The 17,151-nt window shown below is 55.3% G+C and carries 14 protein-coding genes; 9 read left to right on the forward strand and 5 right to left on the reverse strand.

Going from position 1 to position 17,151, the window contains the following annotated elements:
• The first annotated feature begins 32 nt into the window (after window positions 1–32).
• On the forward strand, window positions 33–1,454 hold the full coding sequence (locus tag FOA19_RS07450) for a methyltransferase RsmF C-terminal domain-like protein (protein WP_149090110.1): 1,422 nt from the start codon (window positions 33–35) through the stop codon (window positions 1,452–1,454).
• A 271-nt stretch (window positions 1,455–1,725) separates the two neighbouring features.
• Here FOA19_RS07450 and FOA19_RS07455 read toward each other — a convergent pair whose 3' ends face one another.
• Window positions 1,726–2,151, reverse strand: a complete 426-nt coding sequence (locus FOA19_RS07455; RefSeq protein WP_149090111.1) for a hypothetical protein — start codon at window positions 2,149–2,151, stop codon at window positions 1,726–1,728.
• A gap of 30 nt (window positions 2,152–2,181) precedes the next feature.
• Window positions 2,182–3,366: a class I SAM-dependent rRNA methyltransferase gene (locus FOA19_RS07460; RefSeq protein ID WP_149090112.1), complete on the reverse strand. Its 1,185-nt coding sequence runs from the start codon at window positions 3,364–3,366 to the stop codon at window positions 2,182–2,184.
• 166 nt (window positions 3,367–3,532) lie between these two features.
• Here FOA19_RS07460 and FOA19_RS07465 point away from each other — a divergent pair, with 166 nt between their 5' ends.
• From FOA19_RS07465 to FOA19_RS07485, 5 genes are all read left to right on the forward strand, one after another.
• Window positions 3,533–4,522: a dipeptidase gene (locus FOA19_RS07465; RefSeq protein ID WP_149090113.1), complete on the forward strand. Its 990-nt coding sequence runs from the start codon at window positions 3,533–3,535 to the stop codon at window positions 4,520–4,522.
• A gap of 200 nt (window positions 4,523–4,722) precedes the next feature.
• Window positions 4,723–7,425 (forward strand): carboxypeptidase-like regulatory domain-containing protein, encoded by a 2,703-nt coding sequence (locus tag FOA19_RS07470; protein ID WP_149090114.1) that lies wholly within the window; start codon window positions 4,723–4,725, stop codon window positions 7,423–7,425.
• 123 nt (window positions 7,426–7,548) lie between these two features.
• Window positions 7,549–8,622, forward strand: coding sequence for a peptide chain release factor 1 (gene prfA, locus FOA19_RS07475; RefSeq protein WP_149090115.1), 1,074 nt, complete (start codon window positions 7,549–7,551; stop codon window positions 8,620–8,622).
• Between the two features lie 157 nt (window positions 8,623–8,779).
• Window positions 8,780–10,165: a hypothetical protein gene (locus FOA19_RS07480; RefSeq protein WP_149090116.1), complete on the forward strand. Its 1,386-nt coding sequence runs from the start codon at window positions 8,780–8,782 to the stop codon at window positions 10,163–10,165.
• Between the two features lie 15 nt (window positions 10,166–10,180).
• On the forward strand, window positions 10,181–10,603 hold the full coding sequence (locus FOA19_RS07485) for a secondary thiamine-phosphate synthase enzyme YjbQ (RefSeq protein ID WP_149090117.1): 423 nt from the start codon (window positions 10,181–10,183) through the stop codon (window positions 10,601–10,603).
• A 41-nt stretch (window positions 10,604–10,644) separates the two neighbouring features.
• On the opposite strand, the gene FOA19_RS07490 is transcribed toward FOA19_RS07485, so the two are convergent.
• Window positions 10,645–12,879, reverse strand: a complete 2,235-nt coding sequence (locus FOA19_RS07490; RefSeq protein WP_149090118.1) for an ATP-binding protein — start codon at window positions 12,877–12,879, stop codon at window positions 10,645–10,647.
• 164 nt (window positions 12,880–13,043) lie between these two features.
• Between FOA19_RS07490 and FOA19_RS07495 the strand changes: the two genes are divergently transcribed.
• On the forward strand, window positions 13,044–13,343 hold the full coding sequence (locus FOA19_RS07495; protein ID WP_149090119.1) for an antibiotic biosynthesis monooxygenase family protein: 300 nt from the start codon (window positions 13,044–13,046) through the stop codon (window positions 13,341–13,343).
• 10 nt (window positions 13,344–13,353) lie between these two features.
• Here the strand turns inward: FOA19_RS07495 and FOA19_RS07500 are convergent, their stop codons facing one another.
• Both FOA19_RS07500 and gpmI read right to left on the reverse strand, forming a co-directional pair.
• Complete coding sequence (locus FOA19_RS07500) at window positions 13,354–13,929, reverse strand: hypothetical protein (RefSeq protein ID WP_190300314.1); 576 nt, start codon at window positions 13,927–13,929, stop codon at window positions 13,354–13,356.
• A 165-nt stretch (window positions 13,930–14,094) separates the two neighbouring features.
• The gene (gene gpmI, locus FOA19_RS07505) at window positions 14,095–15,630 is read right to left on the reverse strand and encodes a 2,3-bisphosphoglycerate-independent phosphoglycerate mutase (RefSeq protein WP_149090121.1); all 1,536 of its coding nucleotides are present in this window, start codon (window positions 15,628–15,630) and stop codon (window positions 14,095–14,097) included.
• Window positions 15,631–15,772: 142 nt separating this feature from the next.
• Here gpmI and FOA19_RS07510 point away from each other — a divergent pair, with 142 nt between their 5' ends.
• Both FOA19_RS07510 and nadC read left to right on the forward strand, forming a co-directional pair.
• Complete coding sequence (locus tag FOA19_RS07510; protein WP_149090122.1) at window positions 15,773–16,174, forward strand: DUF4783 domain-containing protein; 402 nt, start codon at window positions 15,773–15,775, stop codon at window positions 16,172–16,174.
• A 77-nt stretch (window positions 16,175–16,251) separates the two neighbouring features.
• Window positions 16,252–17,112, forward strand: a complete 861-nt coding sequence (gene nadC, locus FOA19_RS07515; RefSeq protein WP_149090123.1) for a carboxylating nicotinate-nucleotide diphosphorylase — start codon at window positions 16,252–16,254, stop codon at window positions 17,110–17,112.
• Window positions 17,113–17,151: the final 39 nt, after the last annotated feature.

Below are 17,151 nucleotides of genomic sequence, written 5' to 3' on the forward strand. Positions count from 1 at the left end.
GAGCTTCGGCCTAAGCCCGGGCACCCATGTTTATGAGCCTAGCACTTCCTGCCCCTTTCCAGACCCGCATGCAGTCGCAGTTGGGCGAGGCCTACTCTGCCTTCACCGATGCCCTAGACCAGCCCTCACCTACTAGCATCCGGGTGAACCGCGCGAAGATGCCGCTGCCTACCAGTTTGCCCCAGGTGCCCTGGACCGAGACCGGGTTCTACCTATCGGTGCGGCCCAGTTTTACCCTGGACCCCATGTTCCACGGTGGGGCCTACTACGTGCAGGAAGCCAGTTCCATGTTCCTGGAGCAAGCCCTGAAGCAGAGTGTAGACCTAAGCGAACCTTTGGCCGTGCTGGACCTGTGCGGTGCCCCCGGCGGAAAATCCACTCACATTGCCTCTTTGCTTTCCGAGGAAAGCCTGCTGGTAGCCAATGAAGTCATTAAGCCCAGGGCCAATATTCTCGCGGAGAACATCCAGAAATGGGGCTCCGGCAATGTGGTGGTCACGAACAATGACCCCAGCCACATAGGTAAATTGATCGGTTTTTTCGATGTGATGGTGGTAGACGCGCCCTGCTCCGGCGAGGGCATGTTCCGCAAAGACCCCGATGCCATGAACGAGTGGTCGGAGGCCAACGTGAAACTCTGCTCAGAGCGCCAGCGCCGCATTCTCATGGATGTCTGGGACGCGCTCAAGCCCGGCGGCGTGCTCATCTACAGCACCTGTACCTACAACCTGGAGGAAAACGAGGAGAACCTGGCTTGGCTCGCCCAGCAACAAGACGCCGAGACCATCACCTTAGACTTGTCTCCCGATTGGGGCATCACCGAGACAGAACTGGAAGGCATGCACGGCTACCGCTTCTACCCGCACCGCACCCAGGGCGAAGGCTTCTTCCTGGCCGCCGTGCGCAAAACCGAGGGTGAGGAGGCGCGCACCTTCAAAAAGAGCAAGCGTCCGTTCCTGGTCCTGGCCTCCAAGCAGGAGAAAGCGTTGGTGCAGGGTTGGCTGAAAGAGCCTAAAAATTGGGAACTGGTGAAGCACAAAGAAACCCTCCGCGCCCTGCCCCACGCCTGGATGCTGGAACTGGAACAGCTCTACGAGAACCTGCGCGTGGTTTACGGTGGTATTGAAGTGGCCGAGGTCATGAAGAACAACGCCAAACCCCTGCCCGCCTTAGCGCTGTCTCAGCACGTGTCTGAAGATGCTTTCCCCCGCGCCGAGGTAGACCTGGCCACCGCCCTCAAATTCCTGCACCGCGAAGACGTGGTCCTGGAAAACTCCGCCAACGGCTGGGTGTTGGTGCAGTTCAACGGAGTAGCCCTGGGCTGGGGCAAAAAACTCCAAAACCGCGTCAACAACCACTACCCCAAAGAATGGCGCATCAGAATGAGCCTGGATGAAGCTTTGAAACCGGAGAATGTAGGAGGTTTGTTTACGCTGGGAAGTACCATCGAGTAGCAAGAATTCGTTTTCGGCTTTATTTCTGAAAGTGAGGCAGAAAACGAAGAGCCAATCCAACTAAGACATTGCTTTTTAAGCGCAGACTCTCCCCTTGAGGGGAGATAAAGAGGGGTGTAAATTGTTTGAAGAACAGTTAAGCTTTAGCTAAGCCGAAGCAAGCATGTTGGAATAGCTTCCGCAATACACAGCCTGATTTTGTAAACACCCCACTGCGCTCCCCTCAAGGGGAGAGTCTCGCTTAATTTACATCTCTGGTGTTTAAAGGTGATTACTTCTCCTCTAAATCTAAAATTTGATACTCTTTCACTTCAAACCCACTGGAAGTAGAGTCGATCAGAACAGAAAGCTTTACATCAGCTTTGCTTCCAGAGAGTGATAACTCAACAAGTGAGGGAAATTCATGTATCTGCTCAATCTTATGAGTATTGTATCCATATCCTGTGTACTCACCTATTGATGTTTGAATTTCTGGCTTTTGTTTCAACTGCTCAACAGCCTGTTCTACTATCTCTGGAGAAGCTATTAGGTAAGTTCCTAAAGCTGTCAAAGCAAAGACAAACAAGAAAAGCCCTAACAGGTATTTAAAGAATTTCGCCCTGAATAGTTGGTCTTTATTACCTGTTAATTTCCGCAGGATAAAGTAGGCGATAATTACACCTACTACCGTTTGCAGAATATTGATTGCAAATTGCATGGATCAGACTGGATATCAATAACTTATTTCCTATTCCACGTACAGCACCAAGCCCTTCAAGTACTCGCCCTCCGGGTGGAAGATGCTCACGGGGTGATCGGCGGGTTGGGAAAGGTGGTGCATGACTTTGACGTTGCGGCCGGCTTCAATGGCGGCAGCCATCACGGTGCTCGCGAAGAGGTATTTGTCTACCACACCGGAGCAGGAGAAGGTGAAGATGATGCCGCCCGGTTTTATCTTCTGGATGGCCTCGGCGTTCAGGCGTTTGTAGCCCATGAGCGCGTTGTGGCGTACTTTCTGGCTTTTCGCGAAGGCGGGCGGGTCCAGCACAATCAGGTCATACAGGCCTTCTTTGCCGCGCAGGAATTCAAAGGTGTCTACGGCGTAGGCTTCGTGGCGGTCCTGGCCGTTGTTCAGGGCAGCGTTCTGGTCGGTGAGGTCAATGGCCTTTTTGGAGACATCCACAGAATGCACGGCGGTGGCGCCGGCGTTGAGCGCGTAGATAGAGAAGCCCCCGGTGTAGCAGAAGGTATTGAGCACAGTTTTGCCTTTGGAGTAGTGCGCCAGCAGTTGGCGGTTCTCGCGCTGGTCAATGAAGAAGCCGGTTTTCTGGCCTGTCACCCAGTCTACCAGAAACTTGTTGCCGTTCTCAGTGACCACGTGCGGCGTAGGGGTCTCGCCAATTAAGTAGCCGTTCTGGCCCTGCACCGGACCTTTGGCCGGCAAGGTCTCGGCGCTCTTGTCATACACGGCGGTCAGTTTGCCGTCATAAACCTCTATGAGCGCCTGCGCGATGTGTTGTCTCACGTGGAACATTCCCACGTTGTGGGCCTGCAAGACGGCGGTGTTGCCGTACACGTCAATGATGAGGCCGGGCAGATTGTCGCCCTCCGCGAAGACCAAGCGGTAGACATCGGTATCTGGGGTGTCCAGGAAACCCTGCTCACGGCGGTAATCCACGGCCCGCTGCACACGGCTTTTCCAGAAAGCGTAATCGGGCTCCACTTCCTCAAACGAGAAAATGCGCACCGCGATGGAACCCGGCTGGAAATGCCCGAGGCCCAGGAACTCGCGTCGGTTCGTGTACACGGCCACGATGTCGCCTTCCTGCACCTCGCCCTCCACTTTTTTGATGGCCCCCGAGAAAACCCAGGGGTGGAAGCGCTTGAGGGAATGTTCTTTGCCTGCGTGTAATAAGATAGAAGGAAGTACCATAGCCGAAGGGTACGCGCCAGCGGGGCGTACGTTTTGAATTGTTTTTGCAAAATTCGGGAAAAAATCCGGCTTTTGGGCTGCGGTCCGGCAGTTCTTCGTAAACTCGGGCTTTGTTGGATTTCTTTAGACCTGTATTCACGCCATCGTGCCTTCACCTATTCACCATTTGGAAGATTCCCGCCTGCCCATCATTGACCTGCACTGCGACCTCACCGGCTACCTGGCCTGGATTCCCGGCGCCACGCCCATGGACGTGGACCGGATTGGCTGCGCGATCCCACATCTGCAGGCCGGTAAGGTAAAGCTGCAAACCATGGCTTTTTTCACGCCCACCGAGCCCGGCAGCGCCGATTTCACCTTAAAACAGGCCCTGCTTTTCCGGGAGGACCTGCTGAGAAGGGAAGATGTTTTTGCCCTGGTTTCCCCAAAAGAACTCCAAAACCAGGTGCTGCACGGGAAGCGCATAGCCATGGTGGCGGCCATTGAGAACGCCTCGGGGCTCTGCGAGGAAGAAGAACCATTGAAACTTGCTTTTTCAAGGCTGGAAAAAATCACAGAACTGGCGGGGCCGATGCTCTACATCAGCCTGACCCACGTGGACGAGAACCGGTTCAGCGGTGGCAATCTCACGCCTGGCATCGGGCTGAAGCCGGATGGCGAGCAACTGCTCCGTTACCTCAGCGGCCGGCGCATTGCCGTGGACCTGGCCCACACCTCAGACGCAGCCGCCTTTGACATCCTCTCCTTCATTGACCGGCAGAACCTGGATATCCCCGTGATGGCCAGCCATTCCAATTTCAGAGCAGTGTGCGACCATCCTCGGAACCTGCCGCAGGAATTGGTAGCGGAGATAGTGCGGCGGCAAGGGCTCATCGGGCTGAATTTCCTGAGGAGTTTTGTGCACCCAGACCGGCCCGAAGGGCTGCTGGAGCACATTCGCTACGGTTTCCGGCACGCGCCGCAAGCCCTGGCCTTCGGGGCCGACTTCTTCCAGGAGTCCGGCGGGACAGGTGAATCCTATTACCATGAAGAACACCGGACGGCAGCCCGGTACCAGAACATCCTGGCGGAGTTAAGGCAGGAGTTTTCCCCCGATCAACTAGGGGACCTCAGCTACCGGAACGTGCTCAGGTTTCTGGGAAGGCTGTGGGGCTAACCCGAAATGGTCTTCCAAACGTTTCAAAGCTGTTTTACAGAAAAGAGCCGGTAAACAGGAAACTGTAACTTGTCTGGTCCAGAGGAATGAATCAAGTATATAAAAGGTGCTATATGTGGTAGCCAAACTAATCAGGGATTTCGCTACATTTAGGAATATATCCAGTATTCCTATTCAAGCTATTATCCTTTAGTACTTACATGCCCCCAAGATTAAGACTCATCCCCTGTCTGCTGCTTTTTGTTTTAGCCACACTTTTTGCGTTTGGGCCCAAAAACGCATCCTTCACCACCAGTTTTGAAGAAATCATTGCCCGGTTCCAGCGCTTTACGAAAGAATATCCGCAGGAGAAAGTGTACCTGCACCTGGACAAACCATACTATGCCGCCGGCGAGGATGCCTGGTTCAAAGCCTATCTGGTGAACGCCAAGGAGCATACGCCCAGCCAGCTCAGCAAGGTGCTGTATGTGGAGCTGCTCAACCCCGAGGACTCTGTTTACAGCCGGGTGGCGGTGGAGGTGCAGAACGGACTGGGCCATGGTGATTTCGCCCTGCCCGATACCATTCCGGCCGGACAGTACCGGCTGCGGGCGTACACCAGCTGGATGCAGAACTTTGACGAGGAGTATTTTTTCCACCAAAACCTGACCATCTACAACCCCAGAATGGAAGACGTGGTGCCTTCCGTGGTTTTTGAGGTGAAGCCACAGAGCAAAGGAGACTCCGTGCGGGTAAGCCTTTCTTTGAAAAACCACCAGGGAGAGCCGCTGGCCAACACGCCGTTCACGTACCTTACCCAAACGGGCCGCAAGACATCGGCTAAGCAAAAAGGGGTGACCAACGCCCAAGGATTGTCTCGGTTCGCGCTGCTCCTATCTGAGAAGGAGGACCGGCAGAACACCAAACTGCAGCTAACGGTCACCGAAGGCCAGAACGCGTACGTGAAAAGCTTTCCTATCCCGTTGCCCAACCTCAAACCAGATCTGCAGTTCTTCCCTGAGGGCGGAAACCTGGTGGCGGGCATGTGGAACGTGGTGGGCTTCAAAGCCGTGGATGCCACGGGTCTGGGCGCAGACGTATCCGGCGCCATCTACGACCAGACCGGCAAGAAAGTCACCGATTTCAAGAGCCTGAAGTTTGGGATGGGCCGCATCAGGTTCATGCCTTTCAAGGGAATGACGTATGAGGCCCGCCTATCTTTGCCCAACGGGAGTTCCGCGGTGTATCCCTTGCCTGCCGCCAAAGAACAGGGCGTGCTGATGACCGTGGACAACAGCAGCCCTGAACTTATCAGATTGAAAGTCTACCTGCTGGGCTACGCCGATGGGGTGAACCGGCCCAAGGCTCTCCATTTCCTGGGCCAGAGCCGGGGCGAGATGTATTTCAGGGGAACGGGTACTACGGGCAAAGACTTGGTAGTGGTGGAGGTGCCCAGAAAGAGCTTCCCCGATGGGGTTTCCCAGATCACCCTGTTCTCAGGCACCGGCGAACCCCTGGCCGAGCGTTTGGTCTTCGTGAACCAGGGCCGGCAACTGCGTTTAAGCCTCACTTCTGATAAAACAGCCTATAAACCCCGCGAGAAAGTAACCATGCGCCTGCAGGCCAAAGATGAGGCGGGCAACCCTGTGGCGGGCACCTTCTCCGTAGCCGTCACGGACCAGCAGAAGATTACGCCTGATGTGAACGGCAATAACATCCTCACCAACCTGCTGCTCACCTCAGACCTGCGCGGGCACATAGAAGCGCCGGGGTACTATTTCTCCGGGCAAGACCCTGAGGCCGCCCTGGCGCTGGACAACCTCATGCTCACCCAAGGCTGGCGCCGGTTTGTGTGGCAAGACCTGCTGCAGAGCAAGCCTCCCCAGCTTACCCACCCCATAGAACAGGCGCTCACGGTCAGGGGAACCGTCTTGAAAACATCGGGGAAGCCGGAGCCCAATGCCGTGGTGAACCTCTTTGAGCTTAGCAACATCGCCGGCACACTCACCGACACCACAGACGCGCAGGGCAAGTTCATGTTTGGGGTGGCCGGCCTGGATGACAGCGCCCGCATTGTGGTGAAGGCCCTCTCGGCCAAAGGCAAGAACGCGTTGGAAGTGGTGCTGGAGAAAGGGTTGCCGCTCACGCTGGCGAAACCCAGGGCTCCGCTGCCCCCGCCTCCCGGCCCATTCTCCCAGGAACTGGCCAGGTACCTGCAAGGCAACCGCGAGCAACTCAAGCTAGACCAGCTATCCGGTAAAAGCATTCTCCTGAACACGGTGAACATCAAAGGCCGGGTACAGAAAGAAGAAGACGATTATGCCAGCCGAGGGCTTTACAGCAGGCCAGACAGAACCCTCAAAGCGGCAGACCTGCCACCGGGCATGAACCTGATCGCCAGTCTGCAGGGCCGCATTGCCGGGTTGTATGTGTCAGGAGACAACATTTCCATGCGCGGGGGCGGACCACCGCTTTTCCTGCTGGACGGCATGCCCATGGAAATGGAATTCTTCAGAACCATGTCTATGAGTGACGTGGACCGGATTGATGTGCTCATGCCCGGGGCGTCCTCCGCTGTTTACGGGTCCCAGGGAGGCAATGGCGTGATTGCCGTTTCGCTCAAGCGCGGGAGCGCCGCCACACCCGAGATCTCCCGCTGGAGAGGCATTTCGTCCTACAAAGGAATTCGGTACCAGACCGCTCGGGAATTTTATATGCCCCGCTACGATGCGCCCGCCGAAACCAAGCTGCCTGACCTGCGGAGCACTATTTTCTGGTCGCCCACCATCACCACCAATGCCTCGGGTACCGCGGAGTGGACCTTTTTCGCCGCCGATGCCCTTACCACGTACCAGGCGGTAGTGGAGGGAATCACGGGCCGCGGGCAGGTAGGGCGCGGGCTGGCAACCGTGCAGGTGAGGTAAAGAACTCTCTTACACAGAGCACCTTGTTTTACGGCCCTTTTTCCTGAAACAAGCCTGAAACGCACACAAACAATTGCGCCGGAAATTTCGTATCTTTGCGGCCTGAATTAAGTAAAGCAGAAGATGTTAGATAAACTGGAAGCCATAAAACAGCGGTTTGAAGAGGTTAATGAGCAACTCATCCAACCAGATGTTGCCAGTGACCTGAAAAGATATAAGTCTCTGAACAAAGAGTTCAAGGACCTGGAGAAGATAGTGGCCGAGTATGAGCGTTACAAGCTGCTGCTCAGCAATATTGAGCATACCAAAGAGGTGATCGCCACGGAGAAAGACGAAGATTTCCGGGAGATGGCCAAAGAAGAGCTGGACGAGCTGTTGCCGCAGCGCACCGAGATGGAAGAGCGCATCAAAGAGATGCTCATCCCTACCGATCCAGACGACAGCAAAGACATTATCATGGAGATCAGAGCGGGTGCCGGTGGCGATGAGGCCTCTCTTTTCGCCGGTGATTTGTACCGCATGTACAGCCGTTTCGCAGAGAAGCAAGGCTGGAAAATGGAGGTGATTGACGTAATGGAAGGCACCGCCGGAGGGTACAAAGAGGTGATTGTAGGCATCAAGGGCGAAGACGTGTACGGCAAGCTTAAGTTTGAGTCAGGTGTGCACCGCGTGCAGCGTGTTCCCGCCACCGAGACCGCCGGACGTATCCACACCTCCGTGGCCTCAGTAGTAGTTCTGCCTGAGGTGGAGGAACTGGACGTGGAACTGAACATGAACGACATCCGCAAGGACCTTTTCATGTCCTCAGGACCAGGTGGTCAGTCGGTGAACACCACGTATTCTGCCGTACGCTTAACCCACATCCCAACCGGTATCGTGGCCCAGTGCCAGGACCAGAAATCGCAGCTCAAGAACTTTGACAAGGCCTTGGCGGTGTTGCGTTCCCGTATCTACGAGATAGAGCTGGCCAAGAAAAACGAGGCAGAAGGCGCCCAGCGCAAGAGCATGGTGGGCGGCGGTGACCGTTCAGATAAAATCAGAACCTATAACTATCCGCAGGGCCGTGTCACCGATCACCGAATTGGACTGACTGTGTACAACCTGCCTAGCGTGGTAGACGGTAACATTGACGAGTTTGTGGAGCAGCTTCGTATCGCTGAGAACGCTGAGCGTTTGAAAGAAGGCGTGCAGGCCTAAGCCAACCCATACCAGAAAGCGCAGTTCACCAGAGCTGCGCTTTTTTTATTCCTTTGTTTTGGGCCCGATTTTTATCAAATAGCCTCAAATCAGGTCCGCTACGTACAGGCAGATCAATTAGCACATCAGCACCTTAAATCATTAGCACCTTACCTTCATGCCGCTTCCCTCCTTTCTTTCTGCTTCCTGGCGACTTTGGCTGCAAAGCCTGGCCCTGGTTTGCGTAGTGGGCTGGTGGATGAGCGCGTGCACGCCCCGCGACGAGGAAATCACCGCCGATGCCGGGGCCTTGCTCAGATTGGAGGCCGATACAGTGCTGTTTGATACTGTTTTCACCGAGGTGGGTAGCGTCACCAGGCGCCTGAAAGTCTACAACCCCAACAAGAACGCCGTCCGGATCTCGGAGATAAAAGTGGGTGGGCTCGCCGGCTCGCCGTTCCAGGTGTTTGTGAACGGAAGGCCGGGACCGCAACTGCAGGACGTGGAGCTCCGGGGCGAAGACAGTCTGCTGGTGCTGGTCAAAGCCACCATCAACCCCAACGTGCAGGAGCAGCCTTTCCTGGTGAACGACTCTATCCTGTTTCTCACCAACGGAAACCAGCAGAAAGTGAAATTGGTGGCTTATGGGCAGAACGCCACGTATTACCGCCAAAACTACCTCACGGTTCCCGCCGAGGTCTGGACTTCCGCCAAAGCGCACATCATCTATGATTCTGTCACGGTACCGGCGGGGCAAACCCTCACCATCCAGAAAGGCAGCCAGGTCCATCTGCATCGTAAGGCCAAGATAAAAGTGCTGGGGACGTTGAAAGTGGAAGGCGAGCACGAGAAGCGGGTGGTGTTTCAGCAGGTGCGCCTGGAGGAGCAGTACCGCAACGCGCCCGGCCAATGGCAGGGGTTGGAGTTCTTGGCGGCCAGCCAGGGCAATGACCTGCGCTTCGTAGAGATCAAAAATGCGGTGAACGGCGTGTACCTGAAAGCCGAAGCCAACAAAGTGCCCCAGGTGACGCTTAGGAACGCTTTTCTCAAAAACATGCTGCAAAACGGGGTGCAAAGCATTGGCGGCCATGTGCGGCTGGAAAACAGCATCATCGCTAACTGCGCCGAATACGCCTTTATGGGTTTGGGAGGGCGCTATGAAATTATCTTCAGTACGGTGGCCAATTATGCCAATGACTTTGTCCGGTTTATGCCTTCCATTTCGTTTGACGGGGAATACGTGTTGAGCGTGGTCAACAGCATTTTGTGGGGCCGGCAGGAAGAGGAACTGCAGTTTGGCGCCTTGACGGGGACTGCCAGCAGAACCATCCGGAACTCCTTTTTGAAGACAAAAGCCTACCAGACCGAGTTTGGAAAAGACGGAAACCAACTCAACGTAGACCCGCAGTTCCGCGATGCGCCCAAGTTGGATTTCCAGATCATCAAGCTGTCACCGGCCAACGCCGCCGGTACGCCGGTGCCCGGTATCACCACGGACTACGAGAACAAACCGCGTGACCCTCAGAAACCCGATGCCGGGGCGCTGGAAGTAGACTACCAATAATTTTTCCTTAGCTGTATGAAGTGGTTCCAGAAAACCTTACGCCTGCCCGCCGTGAAACGCGGCTTTCACCTCATCACCGATCTCTTGGAGGCTCAGTTGCCCGAGCTGGAGGAGATAGAAGTAGGCCTGGCGCACATTTTCATCCAGCACACCTCGGCCAGCCTCTCCATCAACGAGAACGCAGACCCCACCGTGCGCCACGATTTTGAGCAGCACTTCAACCGCATGGTCCCGGAGAACGCGCCCTATTACCGCCACACCCTGGAGGGCCCCGATGATATGCCCGCGCACATCAAGGCTTCCCTCATGGGCGCCTCCGTGACGGTGCCCATCACCAACGGCCGCCTGAACGTGGGTACCTGGCAAGGCATCTACCTCTGCGAGCACCGCAATCAAGGCGGCAAACGCACGGTGGTGGTTACCCTGCAAGGCAAGTAGAGTTTGAAGGCTGTTTTTGGGAAAACCCGTCTAAAACGGAGTTACCTTTCCTCAGAGGAATAGTTGATCTGGGTGAAGTTTACCGTAAAGGTGGTGCCCTTGCCTAATTCACTGTCCACGTCAATGGTGCCGCCCAGGGTTTTCACCTGCATGCGGGTAAGGTAGAGTCCTAGCCCTTTGGACTGTTCCACTTTATGGAACACCTTGTACAAGCCAAACAGTTTATCGCCCACGAAGTCCAGGTCCATGCCAATGCCGTTGTCGGAGACGGAAAGGTGCAGGGTGTCTGAGGTGCGCCAGCTTCTGATGTTGATCTCCGGCCGGCGCTCCGGCGAACGGTACTTCAGGGCGTTGGAGATGAAGTTGTGCAGAATACTTTCCAAATACAGCTTAGGAATGTGGATGGTAGCCACCTCCAGCTCAGAGGTGATCTGGGCGTTGGTCTCGGCCAGGATGGCCGCCAGGTTCTGGGTTTCCTTCTGGATGAGCTCGGCCAGGGAGACTTCCTCGTGCGGGAGTTCATTCACCAAATGCGTCTTCAGGATCACGTTGAGGTCATCAATGGTCTCAGACATGTTATCACTCACCTTTCGCACGTTTTTCATGACATAGGCGGCGCTCTCCTGATCCGGCTCCTCAATGTAAAATTGATGCAGGCTTTTGATAGTGGCCAGCGGGGAGCGCAGGTTGTGCGAGATGATGTACGCGAAATCCTCCAGTTGGGCATTTCTGGTGCGCAGCTGCTCGGTGTTGAGCAGGAGTTCCTGGTTAAGGCCCTCCAGGGCGGCGGTTTGGTTGCGAAGCCGGATGGCAATAAGGTCTTTGAGCAGAATCTGCGTAATCTCCACCTCGTTGATGCTCCAGGGCTGTGATTTCCCTTTGATCACCTCCACCCACTTCTCAAAGGATTTCCGCGGATGGATGCGCAGGCCATCGGTGAGCATGGGTTTCTCGGGGTTGCCGGCCCACACCCGGGTTTCCCTGATCTCGGGCTTGAAGAACAGCAGGTATTCCTGGTTGTACCGCGAGATCTCCAGCGCCAGCAATCCGCTGGCTACCTCCCTTATGCGTTCTGCCTCGGGCCATTCCTTTGACAGTTGGTTTGTGCAGAACACCCCTTCAGACACATGCTCTGAAAGCCAACCCGTGAGTTTGCTGATCTCCTCCTGCGGCGGGGTCTGGCCGTACGTGGTGAGGGAGCCGTTCAGGAAAAGAGCTGCGCCCTGGCTCTGGGTGATGTCCAGCAGGTTGGGTTGCGGCCCGAAAAGTCCTTCGGACAGGTTCATGCCGTTGTTTAGGCGCTTGACCAAGGTCCGGGCAATCTGTTTATAGCGGTTGAACTGTTCCTGGTCGCGCTTTTCCTGCATGGAGGCAATGACCTCGCCAAAGGTCTTGCACACCAGGTCACAGAGTTGGCGGCGCCAGACATCTATAAAGGTAGGTTCCACGTGGTGGCAGGCAATTACCCCCCAAAGCTTGTTCTTTACCAGAATGGAGAATGAAATAGTGGCGGCTACGCCCGTGTTCCGGATGTATTCCAGGTGAATCTCAGAAGGGTTGCGCAGCTCAGATTTGAGGATGTTGATGGGCTGGCCGGTACCGGGGTTGAAGTAAGGGCTGATCTCCACCGCCTGGGCGTTCACGTCTGGGATCTGCCGCACGTGTTTCTGAAGCAGCAGTTCCCGGGCCGGCGCCGGAATGTCAGTGGCCGGGAAATGGTGGCCTATAAAGGTGTCCAGCTTTTCGTTGCGGCTTTCGGCAATGACATCGGTGTTCCACTCCTGGTCAAACTGGGTGACATCCACGCGGTCATAGTCCAGGATGGTGCGCAAGGTATGGGCCACGGTCTGGGCTGCTTCCTCCAAAGTGTAAATGGCCCCAAGCTGCTGGTGCAGTTGGCTCAGGAGGTTGTTGTGGCACAGCTTCTCCGCATCTGAATACGGGGCGCAGGGCTCACACTCCAAAATGATTTTTCCCTCTGTTTCGTGAAAATGGCCTATAAACGGCCGCCCGCTCAAGGAAAGGAACTGGGTGCCCGTCATGCTCGGGTCAAACGCAGTCTCTGCGGAGGAGAGTAAGTCCTTCAAGGGCTTGCCCAGTATTTCCTCCAACTCCAGCGGCAGGTACGCGCCCACGTTGCGGCTGGCTTGCTCTACCTGCAGGGTGTCTTGGTCCAGGACGAGTAAGAAGCCGTGGGGCTGGATGCGACCGATCAGGTGAATGGGCTCACTGTCACAATTAGAAAGGTCAACTTGGTGATTCTGATAATTTTGCATGCTGTTGCTACACCCTCTAAAGAGGTTCTAAGGCATAGGAAGGAGTTTGAGGTTAACGCGGCAAGATAATTTACGTTACATATTTTCCTAACTTACCTTCAATTGTCACATCTCTCCGGGATTATGGATAAGAACGCCGCCTCTCGGGTTATATTTTTCATTTTATGTTTGTTTCCCTTAGTTCCTTTACCATTGCCAATGACACCGAAGCCAGCGTGAAAGAGGCATTCAGAAATAGGCCGCACCTGGTAGATGACGCGCCCGGTTTTCAGAAACTGGAGGTGCTCTCGCCGCAGGACAACCCCAACGAGATCTGGCTCATGACCTACTGGGACGATGAGGAAAGCTTCAAGACTTGGTACAAAAGCCATCAGTACCAAGACTCGCACAAAGGCATTCCCAAAGACACCAAGCTGGTGCCGGGCAGCGTGAAAATCCGGTATTTCTCTAAAATAAGTGAGTAGAAAGATTAGGTTATTGGGCCACCTCGCCGGTAACGCTGTAGCGCTCGGCGCCCATGAGCAGCAGTTTCTGGGTTTCATCCAGGTGGTAACGCACCAAGTGCGGCGCGGTGCCGGAGTGAGCCTCCAGGTGCAGTACTTTCTTCGTCCCGAACAGCATGTTGTCCTGCAGAATGGTGGCGTCTAGCTGCACCAACTGGCCTTTGGCATCCAGAGTGTAGGTGACTTCCTGTACGTTGGTGCGGGCGTCTTCCTTAGCGGTGTAGCGGCGAACCTGCTGCCCTAAGGCGTCTGAGGAAGAGTCTACCGTGAAAAGTCCTTTGAGCGCCGGCTTGTTGATATCGGCATCGGCGAAGGGCGCCAGTTCCTCGGTCCAGTTCAGGGAGGTGATGGTCTTGGTTTCTTTCACGGTACCATCTTCCGCTACGGCTTTCCGCACCATGGCTTTCTTTGTATTAAGCGCTTGGGCCTCGCGGTCCAGAAATCCTACCAGATCATACGCTTGATGCGTGCTCTTCACCACCGGGGCCATGGTTCCCTTATCCTGGCAGGCACTACCCCCCAGAACAAAGGCCGAAAGCAGGACCAAGGTTGATTTTTGATACCAGAAGCGAAGAGACGGAACGTTGAACATGGACGGCAGGAAAGAGAAAGCTGTAAATGGTTTTGGGCTTGTTTTACGCAAAACAGATGAAAAACGGAGATAGAAAAGCAGCAGGTGCTTCGCTATCTCCGTTTCTTATTTGCGGTAAGGCTATTCTACGCTGGAAATCAGCAGCGAGGTTCCGGTCATGTCGGCGGGGGCTTGTACGCCCATCAGGGTCAGCACGGTAGGCGCGATATCACCTAGTTTCCCGTCCATCAGTTCGCCTTTGTACTCCTCATCTGCCAAGATGATAGGCACCAGGTTGGTGGTGTGGGCCGTGTTAGGCGTACCATCGGGGTTGCGCATCATGTCGGCGTTGCCGTGGTCTGCGATGATAATGGACGCGTAGCCGTGCGCTAAGGCAGCGGTCACTACGGCCTGGGTACACTGGTCCACGGTCTCCACGGCTTTCACGGCCGCTTCAAACACCCCGGTGTGGCCTACCATGTCTGGGTTGGCGAAGTTAAGGCAGATAAAGTCCACCGTCTCCCCTTCAATCTCGGGGAGAATGGCATCCCTGATGTCAAAGGCGCTCATCTCAGGCTGCAGGTCATACGTGGCTACTTTGGGCGATGGGCATAACAAACGTTTCTCGCCTTCAAACGGCTGCTCGCGGCCACCGGAGAAGAAGAAGGTCACGTGCGGGTATTTCTCGGTCTCGGCAATCCTGATCTGGGTTCTACCGGCGTGGGCCAGCACTTCGCCCAGCGTGTTGGCCAGGTTGTCTTTGTCGAAGATGGGGTACACGCCTACGAAGGTATCATCGTAGTTGGTGAGGGTGTAGTAGCGGAGGCTCAGCGGGTGCATGTCCTGCTCAGGGAAATCGCGCTGGGTCAAGGCCTGCGTGATCTCGCGGCCGCGGTCGGTCCTGAAGTTGAAGCAGATCACCACGTCGCCTTCCTGGATGTGCGCCATCGGCTCGCCGTTCTCTCCTAAGCATACAATAGGCTGGATGAACTCATCGGTGACGCCGTTGTCATACGACTCCTGCACGGCTTCGCGCCAGTTCACAGAGCTACGGCCCTGGCCGTGCACCAGCAGGTCGTAGGCCAGTTTTACGCGTTCCCAGCGGTTGTCACGGTCCATGGCGAAATAGCGGCCAATGATAGAGGCAATCTTGCCGCCGGTAGTGTCCAGGTGGTCCTGCAGGTCTGATAAATATGCCAAACCGCCTTTGGGATCGGTGTCACGGCCATCGGTGAAGGCGTGTACAAATACATTGGGGGCCCCTTGCTCCTGCGCCAGTGAGCATAGCGCCTTGAGATGTTCAATATGGGAGTGGACGCCGCCGTCAGACACCAACCCGATGAAGTGCACGGGTTTGTTGTGCTCGCGGGCGAACTTGAAAGCGTCTTGCAGCACCGGGTTCTGGCCCAGGGTTTTCTCTCTTATGGCTACGTTCACTTTCACCAGATCTTGGTACACCACGCGGCCGGCGCCCAGGTTCATGTGGCCTACCTCAGAGTTGCCCATCTGGCCCTCGGGTAGTCCCACGGCCTCACCGGAGGCTTGCAGGCGCGCGTGCGGAAAACGGTGGAACAGGGAATCCATAAAAGGAGTATTGGCGTGCTCAATCGCCGATACGGATGGGTCTGTGCCCAGGCCCCATCCGTCTAGAATCATCAAAAGTACCTTTTTGCTCATGCGCGTAAAGATACAAGCCAGTCCGGAAAAAGTAGCGTCTGCCGTTTGATTATGGAGATTTCCTGTATCTTTAGGCCAGTGAACTAAACAGCCTTTGGCATAGTTTTGGCATTGGATAAGGAAAACCTGCTTAAAACGAGACATGAAAAATTTAAAGAGATTGATGGCGATGACCTTGGTGCTGTTGGGAATGCTGGTAGGCGCCGAACGGGTAGCAGCTCAATCTGATGTGATGGGAGGTATCCAGTCTGCAATTAAGTCTGGTTCTTCCCGGGATTTGGCCCGCTACTTCAATTCCAAGGTAGACGTGAACATTGACGGCGACAACGGCAGCTACAGCCAGAGCCAGGCCGAGATGGTGGTGCGCAATTTCTTCAGCAAGAACGCCCCGGTTGGTTTCAGCTTTGACCACCAAGGTGGTTCTGAAGACGGCCAGCGGTATGCCATTGGCAAATACAACCACAAAGGCGGCCGCTACAACGTGGTGGTGAAGGTGAAGAAATACGGCGATGCCTATAAGATTGACACCATTGAGTTTAAATAACAGAATATAATTGCCCCTAACAGGACAATCCATAGAAAAGGCACCGATAGTTCGGTGCCTTTTTTTATTTTTGCACCGTGAAAGCATCCTACCTTACCCAAGAAGGCATTAGGGCATTTATCCGGCAGGCCCTGCAGGAAGACGTAGCCGACGGTGACCACTCGTCATTGGCCTCCATTCCCGAGAGTGCCCAGAACCAGGCCAAGCTCCTGGTGAAAGACCGCGGTGTGCTGGCCGGGGTGGAACTGGCCTGGAAGATCTTCCATGAGGTAGACCCTACCCTCCGTTTGGAGGTGTTTTTGCAAGACGGGGCCCAAATCAACCACGGAGACGTAGCCTTCACCGTGCACGGCAACGCCCGGTCCATCTTGACAGCCGAGCGCCTGGTCCTGAACTGCATGCAGCGCATGAGCGGCATTGCCACCTACACGCAGAGCCTGGCCAAGCTGATTGAGGGTACCGGGGCCAAATTGCTGGATACCCGCAAGACCACGCCTAACTTCAGGATGATGGAAAAATGGGCGGTTCTGATAGGCGGCGGCCTCAACCACCGATTTGGCCTCTTTGACATGATCATGCTCAAGGACAACCACGTAGACTATGCTGGGGGCATCAAACAAGCCATTGAAGCCACCCACCGCTACCTGGAGAAGCTGGGCAAGCCGTTGAAGATTGAAGTGGAGACCCGAAACCTGGACGAGGTGCGGCAGGCACTGGAGACCGGCGGTATTGACCGCATCATGCTGGACAACTTTGAAGTACCTTTGCTGCGCGAAGCGGTGGAACTCATTGGCGGCCGCTTTGAGACCGAGGCCTCGGGCGGAATCACGGAAGAGACCATCAGGGCGGTGGCCGAGACGGGCGTGAACTACATCTCGGTGGGCGCCTTGACACACTCTAACCGCAGCCTGGACCTTAGTTTGAAGGCATTTAAGTAAAAAGACCCAATAAAAATCAATTAAACCAATAAAGGTAGA

Origin of the sequence: Rufibacter hautae, from assembly GCF_008271695.1 — a bacterium.
Taxonomy (GTDB): domain Bacteria; phylum Bacteroidota; class Bacteroidia; order Cytophagales; family Hymenobacteraceae; genus Nibribacter; species Nibribacter hautae.

Coding starts and splice junctions, on each gene's coding strand:
- FOA19_RS07470 (WP_149090114.1), top strand. CDS start 4,723: ATGCCCCCAAGATTAAGACTCATCCCCTGTCTGCTGCTTTTTGTTTTA.
- FOA19_RS07460 (WP_149090112.1), bottom strand. CDS start 3,366: ATGGTACTTCCTTCTATCTTATTACACGCAGGCAAAGAACATTCCCTC.
- prfA (WP_149090115.1), top strand. CDS start 7,549: ATGTTAGATAAACTGGAAGCCATAAAACAGCGGTTTGAAGAGGTTAAT.
- FOA19_RS07510 (WP_149090122.1), top strand. CDS start 15,773: ATGAAAAATTTAAAGAGATTGATGGCGATGACCTTGGTGCTGTTGGGA.
- FOA19_RS07455 (WP_149090111.1), bottom strand. CDS start 2,151: ATGCAATTTGCAATCAATATTCTGCAAACGGTAGTAGGTGTAATTATC.
- FOA19_RS07450 (WP_149090110.1), top strand. CDS start 33: ATGAGCCTAGCACTTCCTGCCCCTTTCCAGACCCGCATGCAGTCGCAG.
- FOA19_RS07495 (WP_149090119.1), top strand. CDS start 13,044: ATGTTTGTTTCCCTTAGTTCCTTTACCATTGCCAATGACACCGAAGCC.
- gpmI (WP_149090121.1), bottom strand. CDS start 15,630: ATGAGCAAAAAGGTACTTTTGATGATTCTAGACGGATGGGGCCTGGGC.
- FOA19_RS07480 (WP_149090116.1), top strand. CDS start 8,780: ATGCCGCTTCCCTCCTTTCTTTCTGCTTCCTGGCGACTTTGGCTGCAA.
- FOA19_RS07485 (WP_149090117.1), top strand. CDS start 10,181: ATGAAGTGGTTCCAGAAAACCTTACGCCTGCCCGCCGTGAAACGCGGC.
- FOA19_RS07490 (WP_149090118.1), bottom strand. CDS start 12,879: ATGCAAAATTATCAGAATCACCAAGTTGACCTTTCTAATTGTGACAGT.